Raw genomic sequence first — 22,839 nt, forward strand, 5'->3', positions numbered from 1 at the left:
CTGGATGCGTTTTCGGGGCATTTGGGGAAGAGCAGGTACGAATGAGGGCATGTCGCACAGCATCGAACGCGGTGCCGTTGGCGTACAACCCTGACGGGGGGAAGCGTGTCCAACTGGCGTGGCAGAGGTTCTCGACATCACAGTGGTGGGCCCGTTGCGCGGCGCTTCGGTGCGTCCGCTCCGGCGGCCCCGCGCAGCCGGCGGTATGCCGGTGATTGCGCCCATGCCCGCTGCGCGACCCACCGCGCTGCCGTCGCAGCGCGAGGGCGCTGACGAGACGGTGGCGGCAGGAACCACGGTCGACCATCTCACCGAGACCTATCGCGCCCACTACCGTTCGCTGCTGGGCCTCGCGGCCCTCCTCCTGGACGACACCGCGTCCTGCGAGGACGTGGTGCAGGAGGCGTTCATCCGCGTGCACTCGGCGCGCAACCGTGTGCGCGATCCGGAGAAGACGCTCGCGTACCTCCGGCAGACGGTGGTCAACCTCTCCCGGTCCGCGCTGCGCCGCCGCATCCTCGGGCTGAAGCTGCTGTCCAAGCCGATGCCGGACATGGCGAGCGCCGAGGAGGGTGCTTACGACCAGCTGGAGCGCGATGCGCTGATCAAGGCGATGAAGGGGCTGCAGCGCCGCCAGCGCGAGGTGCTGGTGCTGCGCTACTTCTCGGACATGACGGAGGCCCAGGTCGCGGAGACGCTGGGTATATCGCTCGGTTCGGTGAAGGCGTACGGCTCCCGGGGAATTGCGGCACTGCGCGTCGTGATGGAGGCGCAGGCATGAGCGGACCCGAGCACAGGCACGACGATGACCGGACTGGAAACGGAATTGTGAACCACGGGCCGGAGAAGACCCCGAACACCGAGCCGGAGCACGGCGGCCGGGGGGAGCAGGGCAAGAACGTGGCCGCGGGCGAGGGCGTCGCCGCCTCCGGCGGGACCGGCGCGACGGACGGGGCCGACGCCTCGGACGGAGCCGATACCACCGGCAGGGCCGGCACCTCCGGCGAGGCTGCGGCAGAGGCCGGCGGGACCGATGCCGGTGCGTCCGGCGGAGGCGGCACGCTGACCGAACTCTTCGGGAGCGGCCGCGGCGGTACGGACATGGACGAGGCCGCGCTGCGCCGCATGCTCCACGGCGCGGTCCGGACCCTCGAACCCCCGGACGGCACGCTCGACCGTCTGCACCGTGCGGTGCCCGCGCGGCGCGCCAAGCGGCGTCAGGCCGTGGTGGGCGCGGCGGCTGCGGCGCTGCTGATCGGTACGGCGGTGCCCGCGTTCGTCCACGTGGCGAACTCGGACGCCTCCAACAGTGCCAACCCGGCCATCGCCGGTCACGGCGAGCAGACCCAGGGCGGCAACGGTGATGATTCCGGTGCCGAGGCCGACAGCGGGCAGAACGCCGACCCAGCCGATCAGCAGATCGAGGGCAGCGACGGCGAGGCGGGCAATTCCACGGCGCCGTCGCAGGACGAGGGCTCGGACACCGAGGGCAGCGGGACGGGCGTCGACGACCTGCCGCAGTCCGAGGTGGCGGCCCTGCCGGCCTGCGACCCCAGCCAGCTCCGCGTCGCCTCCGCCCAGTCGGGCGAGGCGGGCGCGGACGGCACGGTGTACGGCACCTTCAGGATCGCCAACGCGTCCGACAAGGGCTGTTCGGTGACCAGCAACGGCACGGTCGGCTTCCAGGTGGCGGGCGCCGCCGACCCGCAGAGGATCGCCGTCGTGCAGCACGCCGCGGGTGACCCGGCGGCCGGGCTGCCCGATCCGTCGCTGGAGCCGGGCACGGTGCTGCTGAAGCCGACGATGGCGTACGAGGTGCAGTTCGCCTGGGTGCCGACGGAGGCCTGCCCGACCACCGGCGGTTCGCCCAGCCCGACGCCCACCGAGGGCGACGGGGGCGGTGGTGCCGCCGGAGCGGGGACGACGACGGCGGACATGGCACCGCAGTTCGGCAGTGCGGACGAGGGCCCGGCGGACGGCAGTGTCGCGGTGACGCACACCCCGGAGGTGGGAGCGCCGACGGCGGAGACCACGATCTCCCACGCCTGCGCGGGCACGATCTACCGCACGGGCGTACTGAACGCCTCGTAGCTGGCCCGCACGACGGAACGACGGTACGTACGTCGAGAGGCCCGCCGGACAGGATCCGGCGGGCCTCTCGCGTGCTTCGGCCTCTCGCGTACCTCCTGTGCCCGTACGCCTCAGTCGGCGTCGGCCGCGAGTCCCAGCTCCACGTCGCGTGCGGCCTCCGCCTCGCGGCGCAGCAGCCTGAACCACATGAACAGGACGAAGCCGCCGAAGACGAACCACTCGCCGGTGTAGCCGAGGTTCTGGAAGGCCTTCAGGTCGAGCCCGCTGCCCTGTGCAGCCGCGGCGGGCACGGGCTTCATCGAACCGCCCGAGCCACCCGCCTCGGGCTCCGTCAGGGTCACCCAGGCGTCGTACACGTCGTACGGGACGAGGTTCACCAGGGACGCGGCGCTGATCATGCCGAGCTGTCCCTCGGGGAGCCCGCCCCTGGTGCTGACGCCGTCGCTGCCCGTGTTCTCGGAAGCCTGCAGATCGCCGGTCACGGTGACCTCACCGGCCGGAGCCGCGGGCACGTCCGCGCGACCCGCGGTGCCGGGCAGCCAGCCCCGTACGACCGGGAGGGCCTTGCCGCTGTCGGTACGCAGCAGATTCAGCACGTAGAAGCCGTCGCGGTCGTCGAGCTTGCGCCCGGGGACCAGGAACTGGTCGGCGTACGTCCCGGTCGTGACGGCGGGCCGGCCGGAGGTCTTCTGGTCCACGGGCAGCAGCTCGGCGAGCGGCTTCGCGGTCCGGGTGCCCGGATCGGGCTGCTTCTCGGCCTCCTCGTGCGACTGCACGCGGTCCTCGAAGCGGCCGAGCTGCCAGGTGCCCATGAACACGCAGAACGGGATGGCCAGCACGACGAAGAGGTTGATCCCCCACCATCGCGGGGTCAGCAGGAACCGGTACACCCCTCCACGGTACGGTTCCCCGCTCCGGGCGCCCGGAGCGGGGTGCCCCATTTATTCGCTCCTTACCCCTGCCGGACCGGCCAGTTGCCCGTCCCGGGCGTCCACCCGGCTGCCCGTCTCAGCTGCCCGTCCGGGTTGACCGGCCGGGTTGACTGTCCGCGGGGACTGTCCGCGTTGGCTGTCCGCGTTGCCCGTCTGCGTTGCCTGTCTGCGATACCCGTCTCTCCCGTTCGCTTCAGCTGTCCGTCCCGGCTGCCTGCCCCAGATGCCTCAGCGCGAAATCGAGCTCCAGCCGGACCTGCTTGATCCGCTCCTCCACGACGAGCGAGCCGTGCCCCGCGTCGTACCGGTACACCTCGTGGACGGCACCGCGCGCGGCGAGGCGGTCCACGTAGTTCTCCACCTGGCGGATCGGGCAGCGCGGGTCGTTGACCCCCGCCGAGATGTAGACCGGCGCACGCACGGCATCCACGTACGTCAGCGGGGACGACGCCTCGAAACGCTCCGGTACTTCCTCCGGTGTCCCGCCCAGCAGCGTGCGGTCCATCGCCTTCAGGGCCTCCATCTCGTCGTGGTACGCGGTGACGTAGTCGGCGACCGGGACCGCCGCCAGCCCCAGCGCCCAGGAGTCCGGCTGCGTGCCGAGCCCGAGCAGGGTCAGATAGCCGCCCCACGAGCCGCCGGCGAGGACCAGCCGCGCCGGGTCCGCGAGCCCAGACTTCACCGCCCAGTCCCGGACCGCCGCGATGTCCTCCAGCTCGATCAGTCCGACCCGGTGTTTGAGCGCGTCCGTCCAGGCGCGCCCGTAACCGGTCGACCCGCGGTAGTTGACCCGCACGACGGCGAAACCGTGGTCCACCCAGGCGGCCGGACCGGACGCGAACGCGTCGCTGTCGTGCCAGGTGGGCCCGCCGTGTATCTCGAAGATGGTGGGGAACGGTCCGTCACCGGTGGCGGGCGTCTGCACCAGGGCATGGATGCGGCCTCCGGGCCCGTCCACCCAGGCGTCCTGCACGGGCACGGAAGCCGGAGCCTTAGCGCCGGGCGGATCGAGGACGACCGCGCCCGTCGTGGCCCGTACGGCGGGCGGCTGCGCGGCCGACGACCACAGATACTCCACCGTGCCGTCGGGGCGGGCCGTGGCGCCCGACACCGTGCCGGCGGGGGTCTCGACGCGGACCGGGCCCTTCGCGCCCGGCTCGTACCTCCACAGCTCGCTGCGCGCCTCGAAGCCGTGCTCGATCAGCAGCGCGGATCCGTCCGGATACCACTCGGCACCCACGTCGCCGGGCAGATCGACCGGGAGATCCGTCTCCGTCCCGGCCACCGGATCCCAGATCATCGGCTCCCAGCGGCCGCGGCGCTGATGACCGACGAGCAGCCGGGTGTCACCCGCCACGGGGGCGAAGCCCAGCACCGACAGGCCGAGCTCCTTCGTGCCGCCCTCGGTGTCGTCCAGCTCGGCGACCGTCGAACCGTCCGGCCGCACGACCCGCAGCGCGGAGTGCATCGCGTCCCCGTGCTCGGTGTGCTCGAGGGCGATCAGGCTGCCGTCGTGCGACAGGTCCCCGACCCCGGCGGACTCCCGGTGCCGGTAGATCACGGCCGGCTCGGACCCGGGTCGCACGAGGTGGACGGTCGTGCCGTCCTCGTCCGTGGACCGGCCGACCACCGCCGTCCCGTCCCGTCCGATCGCGAGACCGGCCGGGTAGGAGGGCTCCAGGCCGGGTGCGGCCGGCTCGTCCGCGCCGCCGCCGAAGGGCTGCCGCATCCACACGCCGAACTCGTCGCCGTCGGTGTCGGCGAACCACCAGACGGCCTCGCCGTCCGGCGTCAGCACGCCGTCGGTCGTCCCGTTGGGCCGGTCCGTCACCTGGCGCTGCTCCCCGGTCGCCCGGTCCCATGCGTACAGCTCGTACGTGCCGGTCGCGTTGGAGACGAAGAGCGAGCGGTCGGGAGCGTCCTCCGCCCAGTCGGGCAGGGACACGCGGGCAGCGCGGAAACGCTGCTCCCACTCAGGTACGGACGGGTCGTTCTGTGTGTCGCTCATGACCCCATCCAACCCGATTCGGCTGCGGAGCCGGGCGGCCTGTGGATAACTGTTCGCACGCACCCCCAGCCTGTGGGTAACTTTCCCGGCATGTATGCACCGACGCCTGACGACTGGCACGAAGCGAACCGTGCGCGCTGGGACGAACGCGTGGCCATTCACGCCGCCGGCGACTTCTACGACCTCGATGCCTTCCGTGCGGGCAAGGACGCCCTGCGTGACTTCGAGCTCGCCGAGGTCGGAGATGTCACGGGCCGGACGCTGCTGCATCTGCAGTGCCACATCGGACTCGACACCCTCTCCTGGGCCCGTCACGGCGCCGCGCACGTCGTCGGGCTCGACTTCTCCGAACCCGCCGTCGAGACGGCCCGCGGGCTGGCCCGTTCGCTGGGACTGCCGCCGGAGCGAGCGGCGTTCGTGGCCGCCGATGTGTACGACGCGGCGCAGGCCGTTCCCGATTCCTCGTACGACATCGTCTACACCGGGCTCGGTGCGCTGAACTGGCTGCCGGACGTGGACCGGTGGGCGGAGATCGCCGCCTCGCTGGTCGCCCCGGGCGGTTTTCTCTACCTCGCCGAGTTCCACCCTCTGACCGACTGCCTCGACGACGAGACCGGCTCGACGATCACGTACGACTACTTCAGCCGTGATCCCTGGGTGGACGAGACGCCGGGCACGTACGCCGACTTCGACGCCGAGACCGTCCACAACCGCAGCGTCGAATGGCAGCACCCGGTCGGCGAGGTGGTTTCGGCGCTGGCGGCGGCCGGGCTGCGGATCGATTTCCTGCACGAGCACGACGCCTCGCTCTTCGCGCGCTACCCGGCGCTGAAGCGGCACGCGGACGGCTACTACCGATTCGCGGCGGACCGTCCGCGCATCCCGATGATGTACTCGCTCAAGGCATCGCGCCCGGTCAGCGGCTGACCGGGCCGGACGTGCGGCCGATTGTCAGTGGCATGGGTCACACTCGTTCCCATGACTGAGACGGCTGACACGACGGACAGGGCGGGCGCGGCGGACGGGCCCGGAATCAGCTCCGGCAGTTCTGTCGGTACGGCCGAGGTGCGGGGCGCGGTGGAGGCGTACTGGGCCGCGGCCGACGCCCGCGACTGGGACGCCTTCGCCGCGACGCTCGCCGACGACGTGGTCTACGACCTGCCGCAGAGCCGCGAGCGGATCCTCGGCAAGGAGCGGTACGTCGCGTTCAACCGGGACTTTCCGGGGGACTGGCACGTCCGGATCGAGCGGATCGTGGCCGACGGGGAGGGGCTGCAGGCCGCCGCCCGGACACTGGTCACGGATGGCCCCGACCGGATGCACGCCATCCACTTCTTCACGTTCGACACCCAGGGGCTGATCACCGCGGTCACGGACTTCTGGCCCGAGCCCTACGAGCCCCCGGCGGGCCGGGAGCACCTCGTCGAGCGGTACTGAACCACCCCCGCCCCTCCTGTCGGCCGAACCGCGCCTGCTTACGGCGCCGCGACCGGGCCCGCCCGGTCCCAGCCGGGGGCGCGGACGTCCACGGTGAGGGTGTTCACGGCGACCTCCTCGCCACAGGTGCGGCAGACCCATGCGGCATCGAGGTCGTGCGCGGACTCCTCGGTGTTCGCCGTGCGGGGATCGTGGACCATGACCACCGGCGGCTCCTCGTTGACCCAGCGGTCGCCCCAGTCCAGCAGGGCCCGGATCACCGGAGCGAGATCCCGGCCGGATGGCGTGAGGTGGTACTCGTAGCGCGGCGGGCGCTCGTTGTAGGGCCGCCGCTCGATCACCCCCGCCTCCTCCAGCGTGCGCAGCCTGGCGGCGAGCCGGTCGCGGGGCGCACCGGTGTTGCGGGCGATCGCCTCGAACCGGTGGTTGCCGAAGAAGATCTCGCGCACCGCGAGCAGTGCCCATTTCTCGCCCACCACCTGGAGCGTGGCGGCGGCGGAACAGGGCCGCCCGGGCAGCGCGGCGGCAGGGCGGGGCGCGGCCGGGCGGGCTGCAGCAAGGTCGGCCGGGTGGTTGGCGGCAGGACTTTCCGAGGCACTCATCCCTACTAGGTTGCCATCTCAAACTCACTGGCGCTAGCTTGCCGTCATGACAGTTGGAAAATCAAACCCACCTGCTTCCCCGCACCCCCCGGCGCACCAGGGCCCCGCATCCCTCGCACCCATTGCCTCGCGCGCTTCTCGCGGCTCCGTCTGGATCGTCTCGGCCGGAGTCTTCGTCGTGAACCTCGATCTGTTCATCGTCAACGTCGCGGTCCCCGCGCTGGGCGACTCCTTCGAAGGCAGTTCGCTCTCCTCGCTCTCGTGGGTACTGAACGCGTACGCGATCGTCTTCGCCGCCCTGCTCGTCGTCGCGGGCCGGCTGGCCGACCGGTACGGCCACCGCCGTGGCTTTCTGCTGGGCCTGGCGGTCTTCACGGTCGCTTCCGCCCTCTGTGCCCTCGCGCCCGACGTCGGCTGGCTGGTAGCTGCCCGCGTCCTCCAGGCCGCCGGTGCCGCGGCCCTGATGCCGACGTCGCTCGCCCTGCTTCTCGTCGGCACCCCGCCGGAGCGCCGCCCGCAGGCCATTCGCGGCTGGGCGGCGATCGGCGGGATAGCCGCCGGCCTCGGCCCGGTCCTCGGCGGGCTGCTCGTCGAGGCCGACTGGCGCTGGGTGTTCCTGGTCAACGTGCCGGTCGGTGCGGTCGGCCTGGTCGCCGGAGCCAGGCTGCTGCCCGACACCCGTCCGGACCGTGAGGGCCGCCTCCCGGACCTCGCGGGCGCTGCGCTCCTCACCCTCGCGATCGGCGCCCTGGCGCTCGGACTGGTCAAGGCGGATGCCTGGGGCTGGAGTTCGCCCGGAGTCCTCGCCGCACTCCTCGTGACGGTCGTCCTCGCCGCGGCGTTTCTGCTGCGCTCCGCCCGGCACGCGGCTCCGGTGATCGAACTTCCCCTGCTGCGTACCCCCGCCTTCGCCGCCGCCACGCTCGCGGCCCTGCTCTTCACGGTCGCCTTCGCGGCGATGCTGCTCACCTCGGTGCTCTGGTGTCAGCAGGTGTGGGGGTACTCGGCGATCCGTACGGGCCTGGCGATCGCCCCCGGGCCCTTGGTCGTTCCGCTGCTCGCCGTCACGTCAGGACCCGTCGTACGCCGCCTGGGCGCCGGCCGGACGGCAGCTTTCGGCTGCCTGTTGTTCGGGGCGGGACTTGCCTGGTGGGCCACGGCGCTCGGCACCGATCCCCAGTACGCAACCGGTTTCCTCCCCGGCATGCTGATCACCGGCATCGGGGTCGGCTTCGCGCTCCCCACCCTGGTCGGTGCCGCGGCCGCAGCCCTGCCGCCCACCCGCTTCGCCACCGGCTTGGCCGTCACCACCATGGCCCGCCAGACCGGTGCCGTCCTGGGTGTAGCCCTGATGGTCACGCTGCTCGGTACTCCTGCCGCCTCCGAAGCGGCCCTCGACGGGTTCCGCCAGGGCTGGTGGGTGGCGGTCGCCACGGCCGTACTCGCAGCCGTCGCGGCACTGACGCTGCCCCGCCCCGCACGGGAAGCCCGACGCACCTGAGCCCTTCCTCACCCGACAGCGGTGCGACGGGCACCACCGGGACGGACCGACCCGGTGGTGCCCGCCGCCTGCCTGAGGGGTTTCTACGCGCGTTACGCCACAGAACGGAAGGCGGGCAGGTACCCGTTCGACTGCCCGATCGCCTTGGGGTGGTAGGAGTTGGAGATCGGAATCGACACGCTGTGGATCCAGGCGTCACCCGAGCAGAGCTCGTGTCCCGTGAACTCGTCCACCACGCTGGAGAAGGTGAACCCGGCGTCCGCCGCCCGCTTGGCGAGCACTCCGTTCAGGACGTTGGACGCGTTGTTGATCGCCCCGCGCTCGGTCTCCGTGAGCCCGGCGATGCAGCTGCCCGAGAGCTTGTAGAAGCGCGGGTACCCGAGCACGACCACATGCGCCTGCGGTGCCCTTGAACGAATGTTTCCGTAGAGCGAGTCGAGGCTCGTCGGCAGCGAGTTCTCCATCTGTGAGACCGCCGTGTTCACGCGGCTCACACACGTGGCCTCGCTCTGCAGGACACAGGTCTGCATGACGTCCGCGAACCCGACGTCATTGCCGCCGGCCGTCACGCTGACCAGCGTGGTCGATGAACTCAGCGCGCTCAGCTGACCGCTGGAGACGGAACCAGTCGTCGCGCCCGAGCAGGCGACGAACTTGAACGACGACGGGGCGTTCGCGGCTGCCCAGAGGGACGGGTAGGCGTTGGTGCTGCGCATGCACCCGCCGCTTTCCGAGGTGTAGTTCCCGGCGCCTACACCTGAGGAGTAGGAGTCACCGAGAGCTACGTAGTTGTCGGCGGCGGCGGACGCCGGTTGTGCCATGCCGAGTGCGGCCACGGTGGCGATGGCGAGGGTGGATGCGGCGGCCCAGAAGGTTCGTACTGACATGACTGCCAGCCCTTCGAAGTGTGGGGGATGGGTGGGGAGTTCGTGGGGCGAGCATGTTTGTAGCAGCTCCCGGTACCCGCCGGTAATGGCGCTGCAGGAAGTCGTCTGATATGCCCGAATGATCGTTCGGGAGTCGATGCTCCGCGCGTAGATAAACCTTCAACTGGCCCTCAAATGGGTGAAGTTGTGGATCATCTGCGCCGTGCCCGTGACTCCTCTGCGTCACCACGAGAGGTGAGTTCGCGGCCGTCCGTCGCCCGTACGCCGCGGGAGTCCGCCTTCACAACTGCCGTCCCCGGAACTCGACTGCCGACCCACCCCGGAAGTCGACTGCCGACCCGCCCCGAACGCGAACTGCCGTCCCGCCCGCACGCGACTGCGGTCCCGCCCGCACACACGACCGCGGCCGCCAGGAGCACCTGGCGGCCGCGGTTCGTGTGTGCGGGTCTGATTACAGTGTGCGTTCCAACCGGTCCGCCATCAGCCTGCTGAAGCGCGAAGGATCGCTCAGTTCGCCACCGTCCGACAGGAGGGCGAGCCCGTGGACGAGCTCGGCCGCCTCGGCCAGCTCCGTACCGGCCTCCGCACCGTCCCCCTGTCCGGCGTGCGCCTTCCTCAGTCCGCTGATCAGCGGGTGCGAGGGGTTGAGTTCGAGGATCCGCTTGGTGCGCGGTACCTCCTGTCCCATGGCGCGGTACATGTTCTCCAGGGCGGGGGTGGCATCGTGCGTGTCCGAGACGATGCAGGCCGGGGAGACGGTGAGCCGCGAGGAGAGCCGGACCTCCTTCACGTTCTCGCCCAGCTGCTCGGTCATCCAGGTCAGGAGACCGGCGTAGTCCTGCTGCTGCCTCTCGCGCTCGGCCTCGACCTGCTTCTTCTCCTCGTCGGTGTCGAGGTCGACCTCGCCCTTGGCGATCGACTGCAGCTGCTTGCCGTCGAACTCCGGCACGGACTGGACCCAGACCTCGTCGACCGGATCCGTGAGGAGGAGGACCTCGAAGCCCTTGGCGCGGAAGGCCTCCATGTGGGGCGAGCTCTCCATGGCCGCGCGTGACTCGCCCGTCATGTAGAAGATCTGCTCCTGACCCTCCTTCATGCGCTCCACGTACGAGCGCAGCGTGGTCAGCCCCTCCTCGTCCTGGGTCGAGGCGAACGAGGAGATCTCCAGGATCGTGTCCTGGTTCTCGAAGTCCTGGAGCAGGCCTTCCTTGAGGACCCGACCGAATTCCTTCCAGAGCGTCCCGTACTTCTCCGGGGCGGCGGACATCATGTCCTTCACCGTCGAGAGCACCTTCTTGACCAGCCGGCGGCGCATCAGCTCGATCTGGCGGTCCTGCTGAAGGATTTCGCGCGACACGTTGAGTGAGAGGTCCTGCGCGTCGACAACGCCCTTCACGAAGCGGAGATACGTCGGCATGAGCGCTTCGCAGTCATCCATGATGAATACGCGCTTGACGTAGAGCTGAACCCCGCGCTTGTGTCCCTGCATGAACAGGTCCTGCGGTGCGTGGGACGGAAGGAAAAGCAGGGCCTGATATTCGAAAGTGCCTTCCGCCTGCATGCGGATCGTCTCGAGCGGGTCGGTCCAGTCGTGGCTGATGTGCTTGTACAGCTCGCTGTACTCCTCATCGGTCACGGAGTTCTTCGACCGGGCCCACAGCGCCTTCATCGAGTTGACCGTCTCGGTCTCGGGCTCCGCCCCGTCCTCGCCCGCCGTCGCGGCGGCCATGCGGATGGGCCAGGTGATGAAGTCCGAGTACCGCTTGACGATCTCCCTGAGCTTCCAGGGGGACGTGTAGTCGAAGAGCTGGTCCTCGGTGTCCTCGGGCTTGAGCCGCAGAGTGACCGCGGTGCCCTGCGGGGCGTCGTCGACGGACTCGACGGTGTACGTGCCCTCGCCGCTGGACGTCCAGCGCGTGCCCTGGCTCTCGCCGGCGCGCCGGGTGAGGAGCGTGACCTCGTCGGCCACCATGAAGCTCGAATAGAAACCGACACCGAACTGCCCGATGAGTTCCTCGGACGTTGCGGAGTCCTTGGCTTCCTTCAATTCCTGCAGGAATTTCGCCGTTCCGGAGTTCGCGATCGTTCCGATCAACTGCACGACCTCGTCGTGCGACATCCCGATTCCGTTGTCGCGCACGGTCAGTGTGCGCTGCTCCTTATCTGCCTCGACGGAGATATGGAGGTCGGAAGAGTCCGCCTTGATGGTGTCGTCACGGAGAGTTTCAAGGCGCAGCTTGTCGAGTGCGTCCGAGGAATTGGAAATGAGCTCCCGCAGGAAGACGTCCTTGTTCGAGTAGATCGAATGGATCATCATCTGCAGGAGCTGACGCGCTTCTACCTGGAACTCGAATGTCTCGGCCGGCATGGGTGCAGGTTCCCTTTCTGGGGTAAGTCATCTGAGCCGAGACATATCGTAACCAGCCCCCGCGGTACGCATGTGCCGGTTCCCGGATGCGTCCGGCGGGCCGGGCGCCGGGGTGGACGCGCCCGGCCCGCTGCGTCAAGCAGCGTGCCCACAGGGGGCGATGGGACTCACGGGCCGGTGGCGCAGTTGCCGCACGGCCTCTTGCCGCGCGCTGCCGCCTTGGCGCGGCTGATCGCCTCGACGTGGTGGTCGATGCCGGCCGTCCTCTGTCCGGCCTTGATGCCGGGGCAGTCCTCCTTGAGGTGCCACTTGTCGCCCGAGGCCGTGACGTAGACGTCCTCGTCGACGAGCCCGCGGTGGGTCTCGTCGAACCAGTTGATGAACTCGTAGACCGTGCCGATCAGGGCGACGCGCTTGTGGAGGGCGATCTGGTCGTGCCCGGGCAGGAAGTGCCCGAGGGCAACGCGTTCGTCGCAGCCGCAGGCGCATGTGCGGGCGCCGTGGGGGGAGTCGAAGTACGTGATGGGGTTGCGGGCCCCCTCGACGGGGGACGGTTTCCCGACGAAGGCGTCGTACACGGGGTCCTCGCCCGCCTTGAGGACAGTCCCCTCGATGGCTCGGCGTGAGGGTCCGGCCGGCGTGATTCCCTCGATCCGGATGGCCTGGCGGACGATGCCGTGGGCGCTGAGCAGCGCGTAGTGCTCGCGGTCGGCGCGGGCGCCGAGGACCCAGCAGCCGCGCCCGGCCTCGTACAGCTGATCGTCGGTCATGCCGGGACTCCAGCCGATGACCGAGCGTCCGAGGAAGTCGTCCTCGGGCTCGACGGACTTCATGTCGCCCAACGTGATGTGGATCATCGAACCAGCCCCCTGATAGTTGATGCCCCAAGCCCCCTTGGGTATCGCTGGAAGTGTGGCACGGGTTGCCGGATACCTTCACCCCCTAGGGGGCGTGGGTATCCGACTATGGGGCGACTCTCCCCGTACGGCCGACCCTCCCTGTCCGGCCGACCCGCCCCGTGACCCGGCAGACTGTTGCGCATGGGCGATACGCGAGCGGCTTCAGTGACGGCAGGAGATTCCGGCGCACCGGTGATCCTCGGCAACGAGCCCGGTTCGTTCGCCCGGGGCGTGCTGGCCGAGCGCCATCCGGCGCTGATCCAGCAGGTGCGCGAGGCCTTTCCGTACGGTCCCCGGCAGCACCGGGCGCTCGATGCGCTGCTGGACGAGATCACGCACGGGGTCGTGGAGCCCCTCGACCCCGCGGCCCCGGACCACGGAATCTGGCAGGCCTGGGGGCGCGAGCACTTCGGGCGGTCATGGTTCGACGCCCCGTTCCTCTGGGCCGAGAGCTATTTCTACCGCAGGCTCCTCGCGGCCATCGAGTACGTCGAGGAAGGGCCGTGGCAGGGCATCGACCCCTTCGCGCCCTTCAAGCTGGCCGAACTGAACGGCAGCGCGGTCGACGACGAGCTCCGTTCCCTGGACCGGCTCGCCGACGCCCCGGCCGACGAGCGGGCGACGGCTCTGCTGCACGCCTCCCTCTGGGGCAACCGCGCCGATCTCGGTTTCCGGGTTGCGGCCGACCAGCCCCTGGGAGACGCGGACCCCGGGCTGGTCGCCGACGACAGCGCCCTGCTGTGGTCGCTGCTTCCTGTGGGGGCGCCGACGACTGTCTCCGTGGTGGCGGACAACGCCGGCCGGGAGCTGATCCCCGACCTGATCCTGATCGACCACTTGCTGCAGCAAGGTCGTGCGGAGCGTGCCGTGCTGCACGTGAAGCCAGGGCCGTACTACGTCTCCGACGCGACGACCGCCGACGTCGTCGATTCCCTGCGCCGCCTCGTCCGGGCACCCGGTGCTGCGGGCGGGATCGGCCGGCGCCTCTGGGAGGCGATGGGGGAGGGGCGCCTGGAGGTACGTGCCCATGCGTTCTTCTGCGCGCCGCTGCCGTACGAGGAGATGCCCGCCGACCTGCGGAAGGAATGGTCGGCCGGTGCGCTCACGATCCTGAAGGGCGACCTCAACTACCGCCGCCTCGTGGGCGACCGGCTGTGGGACCCGACGACGCCCTTCGCGGACCGTACGGCGTACTTCCCCGGGCCCGTGGCCGCGCTGCGTACGTTGAAGTCCGACGTCATCGTCGGGCTGGAGCCGCGGACGCTGAGCTCGCTCGACGCATCGGGCGGGGCCTGGCGCACCAGTGGCACGCACGCCCTGATCCAGGCGCGCGGCGAGGACGGATCCTAGGGCTGCTGCGGATTCTCCACGAGGCGGGTCACGAGGTCGTGCCAGCCCTGCTCCAACTGATCGAGCGTGAAGCCGCGTTCGAGGGTCAGATGGTGGACGAGGGCGGTGTCGACCGATCCCAGCAGGGTGTGTGCGAGCAGTTCCGGGTTGCCGACGACGTCCAACTGGCGCAACAGCATGGTGATATGGCTCAGCCGCAGACGGTTGGCCGGGACGGCGTACGCGCGCAGCGGATCGGTGCGGGAGGCCAGGATCAGCTCGTGGTGACCTCGTTCGTGGCGCATGACGGCGGGGCCGAAGGCGTGCAGCCGCTCCGCTGCGGGGGCACCCGGGCCCATGGGCGGCGGTCCTGAGAGGAAGGCGGCCTGGAGCAGCCCCTCCCGATGGTCGAGGAGCGCGAGGAGGAGGCCGGTGCGGTCGCCGAAGCGCCGGAACACGGTGCCCTTGCCCACTCCCGCGGCGTTGGCCACCGATTCCATGGTGAGGTCCGCCGCGCCGCACCCGGTCAGCAGGCGGGAGGCCGCGTCCAGCAGACGCGTGCGATTGCGCGCCGCGTCCGCCCGCAGCTGCTCCGGCGGCTCACCGGCCGGCGCGAGCGGGAGATGTGTCCGCTCCTCGCCGGGCTCGGGCGGCCTGGAGGGCGGAGGGACGGGACCGGTCATGGCTTCAGCGTAACGCCAGGGAAGAAAAAGTGGACCGTGGTCCGTTTAGGTGGTACAACTTTAAACGGACCGTGGTCCGCTTGCTTCCGCAGTCTCCCTTTCCCAGGAGTTCCCCATGTCTGTACGCATCCTCGCCCTCGTCGGCAGCCTCCGCGCCGGCTCCCACAACCGTCAGCTCGCCGAGGCCGCCGCCAAGCACGCGCCCACGGGCACCGACGTCGAGCTGTTCGAGGGCCTCGCCGAGGTGCCCTTCTACAACGAGGACATCGACGTCGAGGGCAGCGTCCCCGCCGCTGCCGCCCGACTGCGTGAGGCAGCCGGCCAGGCCGACGCCTTCCTGCTGTTCTCGCCGGAGTACAACGGCACCATGCCGGCCGTGCTGAAGAACGCGATCGACTGGCTGTCGCGCCCGTACGGTGCGGGCGCCCTGACCGGCAAGCCGGCCGCCGTGGTCGGCACCGCCTTCGGCCAGTTCGGCGGCGTCTGGGCCCAGGACGATGCCCGCAAGGCAGTCGGCATCGCGGGCGGCGCCGTCCTCGAGGACGCCAAGCTGTCCATCGCCGGCTCCGTGACCCGCTTCGCCGAGATCCACCCGGCCGACGACGCCGAGGTCGTCACCTCGCTGACCGAGGTCATCCGCCAGGTGACCGCGCAGACCGCCGCCGCGGCTGCCTGACGCAGCTCACCCGACGGCGGCACGCCGAGGATGCCGCGCCGCCGTTCGTACACAACACCTCACTGCGCCGCCCGCGCTTCGCGCCGGGCGGCGCAGCTGTGCGGTGCCCGGCGGCCCGCTGTCGTGCGGCGTGCCGGGCTACGACGCGACGGGCTGCGCCGTGAAGGCCTCCACGTGCTCCGCGGCCCACTGGGTGAACGTGCGGGCCGGTCGTCCGGTGATCTTCTCGACGGTGTCGACGACGGTACGGCCCACCTCCGGGGTGTTCCCGTACGCCTCGAGCAGGAAGTCGATCACTCCTTCCGGCATGTGCGCCGCCCGCCATTGCGCGACAGCCTCCTCCTCGGTCAGCTCCACCAGGTCGATCTCCCTGCCGCAGGCCGCGGCGATCGACGCCGCCTTGTCGCCGACGGTCAGCAGCTCGGGGCCGGTGAGCACGTACTCCTGGCCCCCGTGCCCCTCCTCCGTGAGGGCGACCGCGGCGACGGCGCCGATGTCGCCCTCGTGGACCATCGCGCTGAGCCGGGACACGAACGGTTCGCGAACCTCGCCCGTGGCCGCGATCCCGCCTGCCCACTCCAGGGCGTTGGCCATGAACTCGACCGGCATGAGCACGGTCCACTCCACACCGTCCTCGGCACGCACGGCGTCCTCCAGCGGAGACGACCCGCCACCGTGCAGCACCGTGACCCGACGCACGCCTGCCGCGCGCGCCAGCTCCATGATCCGCGGGCCTGTCTCCAGCGGAGCGAAATGGGCGCCGAAGGTGATCAGGTGAAGGCCGGTGACGCCCTCCAGGGCCGGGATCAGACTGTCGGGTTCGGTCAGGTCGCCCTGAACGACCTCGACGCCCGCCGGGAAGGCGGCCTTCGACGTGTCCCGGGTGAGGGCACGGACCGCGTGGCCGCGGGAGACCAGTTCGGCGACGACCTGGCGGCCGACAGTTCCGGTGGCGCCGGTGACAAGAATCTTCTGCGTCTGTGTCATGGCCCGACCCTAGGAGGGCATTAGGTCAGGTTCTGTCCGCAGGCCGGCGGCCGTGTACAGGGCGGTGACTTCCACCCCGCAGTCAACACGTCCTGAGACTGCCGGAATCCGGCATGACGGCACCTGCTCGACCCCCCGTACCTTGCGCCCTCGGGGGAAGTTCACGGCAGACAGGGGGCGTCGGAATGGCAGGGACCGTGGGGGGAAGCGGCTTGTTCTCATTGGTATGGGGGTTGTGGGCCACCGGCTTCGGCTGGGTCGTCGCGACGGACTTCAGGGGGGCGGCGCACCGCATTCACCAGGCGTCCTGGCGGACCCCGTACACCGGTGTCCGCTTCGTTCGGATCGTGGCGGGCGCGTTCGCCCTGGCCGGGCCCGCTGTCCTGCTCAACGGACTGTACGACCTGAGCAGCGGGCAGTTCGGCACCGACCGCTTGCCCCAGCAGCCCATGCCGTTCATTGCGGCGACGGCCGTCACCGGCGCCCTCGGACTGTGGTCGCTCTGGCGGCGCTCCGGCATGCTCCGCACTGCGTGGGCAGACGGTCCTGCACCCCGGCGCGCAGCGGCCGCGGTGATCACGTTCGCCTTCGTCGGCTTCCTGGTCGCACTCTGGGCCGGCCACCCGGTCGCGATGCTGGCGAGCTGGCTGGCGGGAGGGATCGCGGGGCTGATCGTGCTGGTGTGCGCCGCACCGGAGGAGCGCGGCTGACGCGCAATCCGGCGGCAGGCTTCGCCGGTTACGTCCCCAGGGTCTAGCCGATGAGGGTCTCCTTCGGACGGACGACGCAGAACTCGTTCCCTTCCGGATCGGCCAGTACGGTCCACGACTCCTTGCCGCTCTGCCCGACGTCCACCCTGCGCGCGCCGAGTGCCAGGACGCGCTCGATCTCCGCCTCCCGGTCCTTCGCACCGCTGGTCAGATCCAGGTGCAGACGGTTCTTGACGACCTTGCGGTCCGTCACCGGCATGAAGCAGATGCCCACCGGGGCGGACTCGTCCGGTCCGATCACGACCTCCCGCTCACGCTCGGACAGGATGCGCCAGCCCAGCGCCTCGGCCCAGAACCGGGCCAGGGCGGGCAGGTCGTGGGCGTCGATGACGATGTGATGCAGCGAGAGAGGCATGTCGGCCAGTGTGCCCCGTGACGGGCCCGGCAGGTCCCCATGAACGGCGCCCGGACCGACGGTGCTTGGGGTTACGGCTCCGCGTCGGCGCGGACGAGTCGGAGCGCTGCTCCGGGGTCTGCCGCTCGTGTGACCGACCGCCCCACGACGATGTGCGAGGCGCCGGCGGCGCTGGCAGCACGCGGTGTACCGGGGCGGGCGTGGTCGGCTCGGGACTCACCGGGCAGCGTGACTCCTGGAGTCACGATCAGGGAGTCGGGGCCCAACAGGCCGCGCAACTGCGCGGTCTCCTGCGGCGATGCGATCACACCGTGGCATCCGGCCTTCTGCGCCAGCCCTGCCAGGCGCAGCACCTGCTCCCCGGCCGAGTTGTCGATCCCGATGTCGGCGAGGTCGGTGCCGGTCATGCTGGTGACGACGGTCAGAGCCAGGACACGCAGGCGGGGAAAGTCGCGGGCCGCGGCGACCGCAGCGGCCATGATGCCGGTGCCGCCCATGCTGTGGACCGTCACCATCGACGCACCGAGTGCGCCTGCGGCACGGACCGCTCCGGCAACGGAGTTCGGGATCTCGAAGAGCTTCAGGTCCAGGAACACCTCATGGCCCTGCGCGACGAGTTGCCTGACGAGGTCGGGGCCCGCCGCCGTGAGCAGCTCCAGCCCGACCTTGTAGAAGCGGCACTCGTCGCCGAGTCGGTCGACGACCGCTTCAGCCGCTCGGCGACTGTCGAGATCCAGGGCAACGATGATCCGACCGGGTGACTTCACGGCGCCATTCTCGTACGGGGCATGCGGGTCGCGGAGAGGGCCTTGCCTGCTACGGACCCTTTCGTGCCGTGCGCTCCCAACTCCCGTGTCACAACGACGGGCCCGACACCGTTCGGTGTCGGGCCCGTCGGGCGGTCAGCGTGTGGGCCGGGATGCCTGGCCGGCACCCCGGCTCATGCGTCAGACGTGCGAGCCGGCCTTGCGGCGGCGTACGACGAACACCGCGCCCGCGCCGATCGCCATGGCCGCGCCGCTCGCGAGGGCGAGCTGCGACGTCCCGGACGAGCCCGTGGCGGCGAGGCTGCCACCCACGGGAGTGGCCGACGCGCCACTCTGCGGGGTCAGGTTCGGGGTGGTCGCCGGCTTGGCGTCGTCGACCTTGCCGGGCTTGGTGCCGGCGGCGGCGATCAGGAACTCGTAGCCCTCGAGGTCCGGGGTCCCGCCGCAGGTGCCGTTGTCGTTGAAGTAGTCACCGGCGACGAAGGTGACACCGTTGCCCGCGGGGGCCGAGGCGTCGATCGTCAGGCGCATCTTCACGTCGGCGTGGGCGCCGGCCTTCAGCGGGCTGATGGCGTCCATGTAGTGCTCGTTGTCGACGGTCTCCCACTTCGAGGAGGAGGTGGACGACCACTGCAGGTGCACCAGGTCGTCGATGTCGTTGAAGCCGCTCTGGTCGGTCGCGTGGACGTAGGCGAAGGGAAGCACCTCGTCCATCGTCTTGTCGGAGCCGTTGGTCACCCGGAGATTGAAGTTGACCTTCGTGCCTGCGACGACTGTGGACGGCAGACCCGTGACGACCGTGGTGAGCTTGGCCTCGGGGACGCAGCCCTCGCCCTCCTCGCCCTCCTCTTCCTTCGCCTTGGCCAGCGCCTCGTCGGCGGCGTTCTTGTCGGCGAGCGCCTGCTCGGTGGCCTTCTGCGCCTCGCCGATCGCCCTGGCCGCGGCGACCCGCGCGTCGTCTCGCGCCTCGTCGGCTTCCACGACCTCTGCATCGGCGGCGGCCTTGGCATCGGCGGCGGTCACGGCGGCGGTTTCCGCCTCGGTGAGAGTCGTCGCCGCGGCGGTCTTCTCCTCCTCGGTGGCCGTCTCCGGAAGGGCATCGACCGCAGCCTGGGCGTCGATGACCGCTTGGTCCGCCTCGGCCTTGGCCGTAGTGGCCGAGGCCGCGGCGGTCTTGGCTGCCGCGACCGCCGCGGTCAGGGGGTGGGTATCGAGCTCGAACGCTTTCAGAGCCGCGAGGGCGGCCTTCTCGGCCAGTACGGCGGCGTCGTACACCGCTTGCGCGGCTTCCGCGGCCTTCTCCAGCTCCGCGATGGACGGCTTCTCCTGCGTCTGCGAAGCCGGCTTGTCGTCGGCGAATGCGGGGGTGACCGACAGCAGGAGGGCAGGGGTGGTCACTGCGGCGGCAACGGCTGTGGCAAGAATCCGGCGAATCTTCACAAGAGCCCTTCGGGGTCCGAAAAAGAAAGAAGGGGTCGCAGCGGAATGGGACACGCAGATGCGACTTGAGGTGATCGTATGGCCGCGACAACGATCACTCATCACGATTTCTTCACCCGTTCCGGCCGGTGCCGCAGCACCGGGACAGACAGAAATGACGAAAGGGTGCAGTTGCTTTCACTGCGTGCGCTTTCGCTGTGAGGAACGCCACATGGCCCTGGACGCGTCGTCCCGCGCCCTCCCTGACGCTACGAAGCGACCGCCCTCGTCGCCGCAGTCAACGCCAACTGCTGCGGAGCATCCCGCTGTTGCGTGTGTGAGCGTCAGGAGGACATCGCTGCGCGGTCGGCCTCACTGCGCAGAACACAGAACTCGTTGCCCTCGGGATCCGCGAGGACGGCCCAGCCGGCGCCATCGGGTTCCCGGCGATCGTCGACGAGGGTGGCCCCGAGCTTCAGCAGCCGCTCGACCTCCTCCTCGCGCGTGGTCTCAGGGCGCAGGCACAGGTGGAACCTGTTCTTGATCGTCTTCGGTTCCGGCACCTGGTTGAAATGCAGCAGCGGGCCCTCGGGCAGCATCACCTCGGTCTCCGGAGAGCCCGGCTTGTCGTCCTCATGCAGCGGAGAGCCGAGCACCCCACTCCAGAACCGCGCCAGCGCATAGGCATCCGCACAGTCGATCGCTACGTTCTGCAATACCGAGACCATGCACGAGAGCCTGCCTGAAGCACCGCTCGGTCCGCTACCAAGTTGTAGCGGGACGGCACCAGCGCTTTCGTCGCGGGCTCCGGTCCGCCGCGCACAAGTGCGGTGCCGTTGCCGTGCGGTGGAGAACTCAGCCTTCGAGCAGTTCGGCAAGGGCGATCGCTGCCACCGCGGAGAGGAGCCAGGGCTTCCTCGGGTCCCGTCCGCGGGTCTGGCGGTCCAGTTCCCAGACGAACACCAAGAGGCAGTACAGGTACAGCGGGCCCCGCACCAGGAAGGCGACCTCGAGCACAGGGCCTCCCATGACCTTCGAGCGGGCGAGCAGGCTATCCCTGGGGCGCGGTCACGCGGAGGGTGGGCTCCATACAGGAAGACCTCGTACGCGGATGAGGGCTGACCTGCGGCGTTCGAGACCTCGGGGCTGGGTCCAAGAATGCAGGTGCCACCGATCGCAGGAAACAGGCAGGCCTCGCTTCGGGCCGTACCTGACGACGGGCGTGCGGTCACCGGACCGCCGTCATCGAGGAGGTCCGCCGGGAGCGGATCGGCCCGGTGATCCGGAGGGGAACAGTGGCCGGGGAGCGGCAGGGCGATCCGTAACCGTAGTCGCGCAGATAGTTACGCACACGAAAACAGGTGAGGCGCCTAGGAATGCTCCTAGGCGCCTCACCTGGTGTTTCAGCTGTCGGGGTGGCGGGATTTGAACCCACGACCTCTTCGTCCCGAACGAAGCGCGCTGCCAAGCTGCGCTACACCCCGATGCCCACCGGTTGCCCGGCGACATCGATTACTTTAGCCCACCGGTGCCCGGAGGCGAAATCCGGTTTTGTCTCGGTCGGCACAGGGGCGCCGTGAGTACCCGGTCACGTTCAGTCGCGGGGCGTCAGTGTCAGCAGGGTCGCTTCCGGCGGGCAGGCGAAGCGGACCGGGGTGTAGCGGTTCGTGCCGCAGCCGGCCGATACGTGGAGGTAGGCGCGCTGGTCGCCGACCGTGTGGCTGGAGAGGCCCTTCACCCGGTCCGTGTCCAGGTCGCAGTTGGTGACCAGGGCACCGTAGAAGGGGATGCAGAGCTGTCCCCCGTGGGTGTGGCCCGCCAGGATCAGGGGGTAGCCGTCCGCGGTGAAGGCGTCCAGGGAGCGCAGGTACGGGGCATGGACCACGCCGATCGAGAGGTCGGCGCCCGTTTCGGGGCCGCCGGAGACCTCGGCGTAGCGGTCGCGCCTGATGTGCGGGTCGTCCAGGCCGGTGAACCCGAGCTCGAGGCCGTCCAGCTTGAGGTGTCCTCGGGTGTTGGACAGGTTCTGCCAGCCCGCCGCGTCGAAGGCGTCCCGCATCGGCTCCCACGGGTTGTGGACGACGCCGACCGCCGGGGCGTTTCCGTTGAGGCCGTGCTTGCCCTGCATCTTCTCCAGGAGGTAGAGGGCCGGGTTGCGGAGCTTGGGGCCGTAGTAGTCGTTCGAGCCGAAGACGTACACGCCGGGGAACTCCATCAGCGGACCGAGGGCGTCGAGCACCTCGGGTACCGCCTCCGGGTCGGAGAGGTTGTCACCGGTGTTCACCACGAAGTCCGGGCGCAGGCCTGCCAGTGACTGCAGCCAGGCGCGCTTCTTGCGCTGGCCGCTCACCATGTGGATGTCGGAGACCTGGAGTACGCGCAACGGGCGTGCTCCTTGCGGGAGTACGGGGATCGCGATCCGTCGCAGGCGGAACGAGCGGGCCTCGAATCCGGCGGCGTACACGAGGCCGGCAGCACCGACCGCTGCGCCGACTGCCGTGACTTTCAGGGGTACTCCGTAGCGTGCGCGCATGTGCCCATCGTCGCAGACACGGTGCGGCGAGAGGAAAACCGGCGGGCGGCAGGTGCCCCGTACCTGTCACAATCGCCGCATGACCACGCTCAAGTCCAAGCTCAAGGAAGACCTCACCACGGCCATGAAGGCGCGTGACGAGCTCACCTCGTCCACCCTCCGGCTCACCCTCACCGCGATCACCAAGGAAGAGGTCAGCGGCAAGACGTCGCGCGAGCTCTCCGACGACGAGGTGCAGAAGGTGATCGCCAAGGAGGCGAAGAAGCGCCGCGAGGCGGCCGAGGCCTTCGCACAGGGCGGCCGGACCGAGTCGGCCGAGCGGGAGAAGGCGGAGGGCGAGCTGCTCGACGCGTACCTCCCCAAGCAGCTCACGGACGAGGAGCTGACGGGCATCGTCGCCGCCGCGGTCGAGGAGGCGAAGGCTGCCGGCGCCGAGGGGCCGCGCGCGATGGGTGCCGTCATGAAGATCGTGAACCCGAAGGTGACGGGTCTCGCCGAGGGCGGCCGGGTCGCCGCCACGGTGAAGAAGCTCCTCGCGGGCTGAGAAGCCGGCGAGGCGTACAAAGTACGAAGGAGGGCGCTCCCCGGTCCGGGG

The 22,839-nt window shown here is 70.1% G+C and carries 23 protein-coding genes and 1 tRNA gene; 9 read left to right on the forward strand and 15 right to left on the reverse strand.

Annotated features, from left to right (window positions below; translation table 11 throughout):
• Nucleotides 1-205 precede the first annotated feature (205 nt).
• Both ACFQ6X_RS30380 and ACFQ6X_RS30385 read left to right on the forward strand, forming a co-directional pair.
• On the forward strand, nt 206-781 hold the full coding sequence (locus ACFQ6X_RS30380; protein WP_329215230.1) for a SigE family RNA polymerase sigma factor: 576 nt from the start codon (nt 206-208) through the stop codon (nt 779-781).
• Entirely contained in the window at nt 778-2,091 is a 1,314-nt protein-coding gene (locus tag ACFQ6X_RS30385) for a hypothetical protein (protein ID WP_383186121.1), read from the forward strand. Before ACFQ6X_RS30380 ends, ACFQ6X_RS30385 begins: the two co-directional genes overlap by 4 nt.
• Before the next feature lie 110 nt (nt 2,092-2,201).
• Here the strand turns inward: ACFQ6X_RS30385 and ACFQ6X_RS30390 are convergent, their stop codons facing one another.
• Together ACFQ6X_RS30390 and ACFQ6X_RS30395 are read right to left on the reverse strand one after the other, a co-directional pair.
• Nucleotides 2,202-2,981 (reverse strand): SURF1 family protein, encoded by a 780-nt coding sequence (locus ACFQ6X_RS30390; RefSeq protein ID WP_383186123.1) that lies wholly within the window; start codon nt 2,979-2,981, stop codon nt 2,202-2,204.
• Between the two features lie 235 nt (nt 2,982-3,216).
• The gene (locus ACFQ6X_RS30395) at nt 3,217-5,031 is read right to left on the reverse strand and encodes a S9 family peptidase (protein WP_383186125.1); all 1,815 of its coding nucleotides are present in this window, start codon (nt 5,029-5,031) and stop codon (nt 3,217-3,219) included.
• A 90-nt stretch (nt 5,032-5,121) separates the two neighbouring features.
• Between ACFQ6X_RS30395 and ACFQ6X_RS30400 the strand changes: the two genes are divergently transcribed.
• Together ACFQ6X_RS30400 and ACFQ6X_RS30405 are read left to right on the forward strand one after the other, a co-directional pair.
• A complete protein-coding gene (locus tag ACFQ6X_RS30400) occupies nt 5,122-5,958 on the forward strand; it encodes a class I SAM-dependent methyltransferase (RefSeq protein WP_383186127.1) in 837 nt (278 codons plus the stop codon).
• A 51-nt stretch (nt 5,959-6,009) separates the two neighbouring features.
• On the forward strand, nt 6,010-6,468 hold the full coding sequence (locus ACFQ6X_RS30405) for a nuclear transport factor 2 family protein (protein WP_383186129.1): 459 nt from the start codon (nt 6,010-6,012) through the stop codon (nt 6,466-6,468).
• A gap of 38 nt (nt 6,469-6,506) precedes the next feature.
• Here ACFQ6X_RS30405 and ACFQ6X_RS30410 read toward each other — a convergent pair whose 3' ends face one another.
• Nucleotides 6,507-7,070: a winged helix-turn-helix transcriptional regulator gene (locus ACFQ6X_RS30410; RefSeq protein ID WP_383186131.1), complete on the reverse strand. Its 564-nt coding sequence runs from the start codon at nt 7,068-7,070 to the stop codon at nt 6,507-6,509.
• A gap of 46 nt (nt 7,071-7,116) precedes the next feature.
• Between ACFQ6X_RS30410 and ACFQ6X_RS30415 the strand changes: the two genes are divergently transcribed.
• Nucleotides 7,117-8,571 carry an MFS transporter gene (locus ACFQ6X_RS30415; RefSeq protein WP_383186133.1) on the forward strand — a complete coding sequence of 485 codons (1,455 nt, stop codon included), beginning with the start codon at nt 7,117-7,119 and terminating at the stop codon, nt 8,569-8,571.
• Between the two features lie 92 nt (nt 8,572-8,663).
• Here the strand turns inward: ACFQ6X_RS30415 and ACFQ6X_RS30420 are convergent, their stop codons facing one another.
• The 3 genes from ACFQ6X_RS30420 to ACFQ6X_RS30430 all read right to left on the reverse strand — a co-directional run bounded on the left by ACFQ6X_RS30420 (nt 8,664) and on the right by ACFQ6X_RS30430 (nt 12,683).
• The gene (locus tag ACFQ6X_RS30420) at nt 8,664-9,458 is read right to left on the reverse strand and encodes an SGNH/GDSL hydrolase family protein (RefSeq protein ID WP_383186135.1); all 795 of its coding nucleotides are present in this window, start codon (nt 9,456-9,458) and stop codon (nt 8,664-8,666) included.
• A 451-nt stretch (nt 9,459-9,909) separates the two neighbouring features.
• Nucleotides 9,910-11,826: a molecular chaperone HtpG gene (htpG, locus tag ACFQ6X_RS30425; RefSeq protein ID WP_383186137.1), complete on the reverse strand. Its 1,917-nt coding sequence runs from the start codon at nt 11,824-11,826 to the stop codon at nt 9,910-9,912.
• A gap of 167 nt (nt 11,827-11,993) precedes the next feature.
• Entirely contained in the window at nt 11,994-12,683 is a 690-nt protein-coding gene (locus ACFQ6X_RS30430) for a hypothetical protein (RefSeq protein WP_383186144.1), read from the reverse strand.
• Between the two features lie 183 nt (nt 12,684-12,866).
• Between ACFQ6X_RS30430 and ACFQ6X_RS30435 the strand changes: the two genes are divergently transcribed.
• The gene (locus tag ACFQ6X_RS30435; protein ID WP_383186146.1) at nt 12,867-14,075 is read left to right on the forward strand and encodes a damage-control phosphatase ARMT1 family protein; all 1,209 of its coding nucleotides are present in this window, start codon (nt 12,867-12,869) and stop codon (nt 14,073-14,075) included.
• On the opposite strand, the gene ACFQ6X_RS30440 is transcribed toward ACFQ6X_RS30435, so the two are convergent.
• Nucleotides 14,072-14,737: a TetR/AcrR family transcriptional regulator gene (locus ACFQ6X_RS30440; protein WP_383186148.1), complete on the reverse strand. Its 666-nt coding sequence runs from the start codon at nt 14,735-14,737 to the stop codon at nt 14,072-14,074. The genes ACFQ6X_RS30435 and ACFQ6X_RS30440 overlap by 4 nt on opposite strands.
• A gap of 115 nt (nt 14,738-14,852) precedes the next feature.
• On the opposite strand from ACFQ6X_RS30440, the gene ACFQ6X_RS30445 reads away from it, so the two are divergent.
• Nucleotides 14,853-15,413 (forward strand): NAD(P)H-dependent oxidoreductase, encoded by a 561-nt coding sequence (locus tag ACFQ6X_RS30445; RefSeq protein ID WP_383186150.1) that lies wholly within the window; start codon nt 14,853-14,855, stop codon nt 15,411-15,413.
• 138 nt (nt 15,414-15,551) lie between these two features.
• Here ACFQ6X_RS30445 and ACFQ6X_RS30450 read toward each other — a convergent pair whose 3' ends face one another.
• Nucleotides 15,552-16,400, reverse strand: coding sequence for an NAD(P)H-binding protein (locus ACFQ6X_RS30450; protein ID WP_383186152.1), 849 nt, complete (start codon nt 16,398-16,400; stop codon nt 15,552-15,554).
• 212 nt (nt 16,401-16,612) lie between these two features.
• Here ACFQ6X_RS30450 and ACFQ6X_RS30455 point away from each other — a divergent pair, with 212 nt between their 5' ends.
• Nucleotides 16,613-17,110 (forward strand): hypothetical protein, encoded by a 498-nt coding sequence (locus tag ACFQ6X_RS30455; RefSeq protein ID WP_383186154.1) that lies wholly within the window; start codon nt 16,613-16,615, stop codon nt 17,108-17,110.
• 43 nt (nt 17,111-17,153) lie between these two features.
• Here ACFQ6X_RS30455 and ACFQ6X_RS30460 read toward each other — a convergent pair whose 3' ends face one another.
• The 7 genes from ACFQ6X_RS30460 to ACFQ6X_RS30490 all read right to left on the reverse strand — a co-directional run bounded on the left by ACFQ6X_RS30460 (nt 17,154) and on the right by ACFQ6X_RS30490 (nt 22,244).
• Nucleotides 17,154-17,525 (reverse strand): VOC family protein, encoded by a 372-nt coding sequence (locus ACFQ6X_RS30460; RefSeq protein WP_383186156.1) that lies wholly within the window; start codon nt 17,523-17,525, stop codon nt 17,154-17,156.
• Nucleotides 17,526-17,596: 71 nt separating this feature from the next.
• Nucleotides 17,597-18,292 carry an orotidine-5'-phosphate decarboxylase gene (pyrF, locus tag ACFQ6X_RS30465; protein WP_383186158.1) on the reverse strand — a complete coding sequence of 232 codons (696 nt, stop codon included), beginning with the start codon at nt 18,290-18,292 and terminating at the stop codon, nt 17,597-17,599.
• A 180-nt stretch (nt 18,293-18,472) separates the two neighbouring features.
• Complete coding sequence (locus ACFQ6X_RS30470) at nt 18,473-19,732, reverse strand: LPXTG cell wall anchor domain-containing protein (protein ID WP_383186160.1); 1,260 nt, start codon at nt 19,730-19,732, stop codon at nt 18,473-18,475.
• Between the two features lie 323 nt (nt 19,733-20,055).
• Nucleotides 20,056-20,439 (reverse strand): VOC family protein, encoded by a 384-nt coding sequence (locus tag ACFQ6X_RS30475; RefSeq protein ID WP_383186162.1) that lies wholly within the window; start codon nt 20,437-20,439, stop codon nt 20,056-20,058.
• Nucleotides 20,440-20,566: 127 nt separating this feature from the next.
• Nucleotides 20,567-20,728 (reverse strand): hypothetical protein, encoded by a 162-nt coding sequence (locus tag ACFQ6X_RS30480; protein WP_383186164.1) that lies wholly within the window; start codon nt 20,726-20,728, stop codon nt 20,567-20,569.
• A gap of 393 nt (nt 20,729-21,121) precedes the next feature.
• Nucleotides 21,122-21,195, reverse strand: a tRNA-Pro gene (locus ACFQ6X_RS30485).
• A gap of 110 nt (nt 21,196-21,305) precedes the next feature.
• Nucleotides 21,306-22,244, reverse strand: a complete 939-nt coding sequence (locus ACFQ6X_RS30490) for a metallophosphoesterase (RefSeq protein WP_383186166.1) — start codon at nt 22,242-22,244, stop codon at nt 21,306-21,308.
• A gap of 79 nt (nt 22,245-22,323) precedes the next feature.
• On the opposite strand from ACFQ6X_RS30490, the gene ACFQ6X_RS30495 reads away from it, so the two are divergent.
• Nucleotides 22,324-22,788, forward strand: coding sequence for a GatB/YqeY domain-containing protein (locus ACFQ6X_RS30495; protein WP_351165615.1), 465 nt, complete (start codon nt 22,324-22,326; stop codon nt 22,786-22,788).
• The last annotated feature ends 51 nt before the right edge of the window (nt 22,789-22,839 follow it).

Source organism: Streptomyces sp. NPDC056452 (assembly GCF_042796085.1).
Lineage (GTDB): Bacteria > Actinomycetota > Actinomycetes > Streptomycetales > Streptomycetaceae > Streptomyces.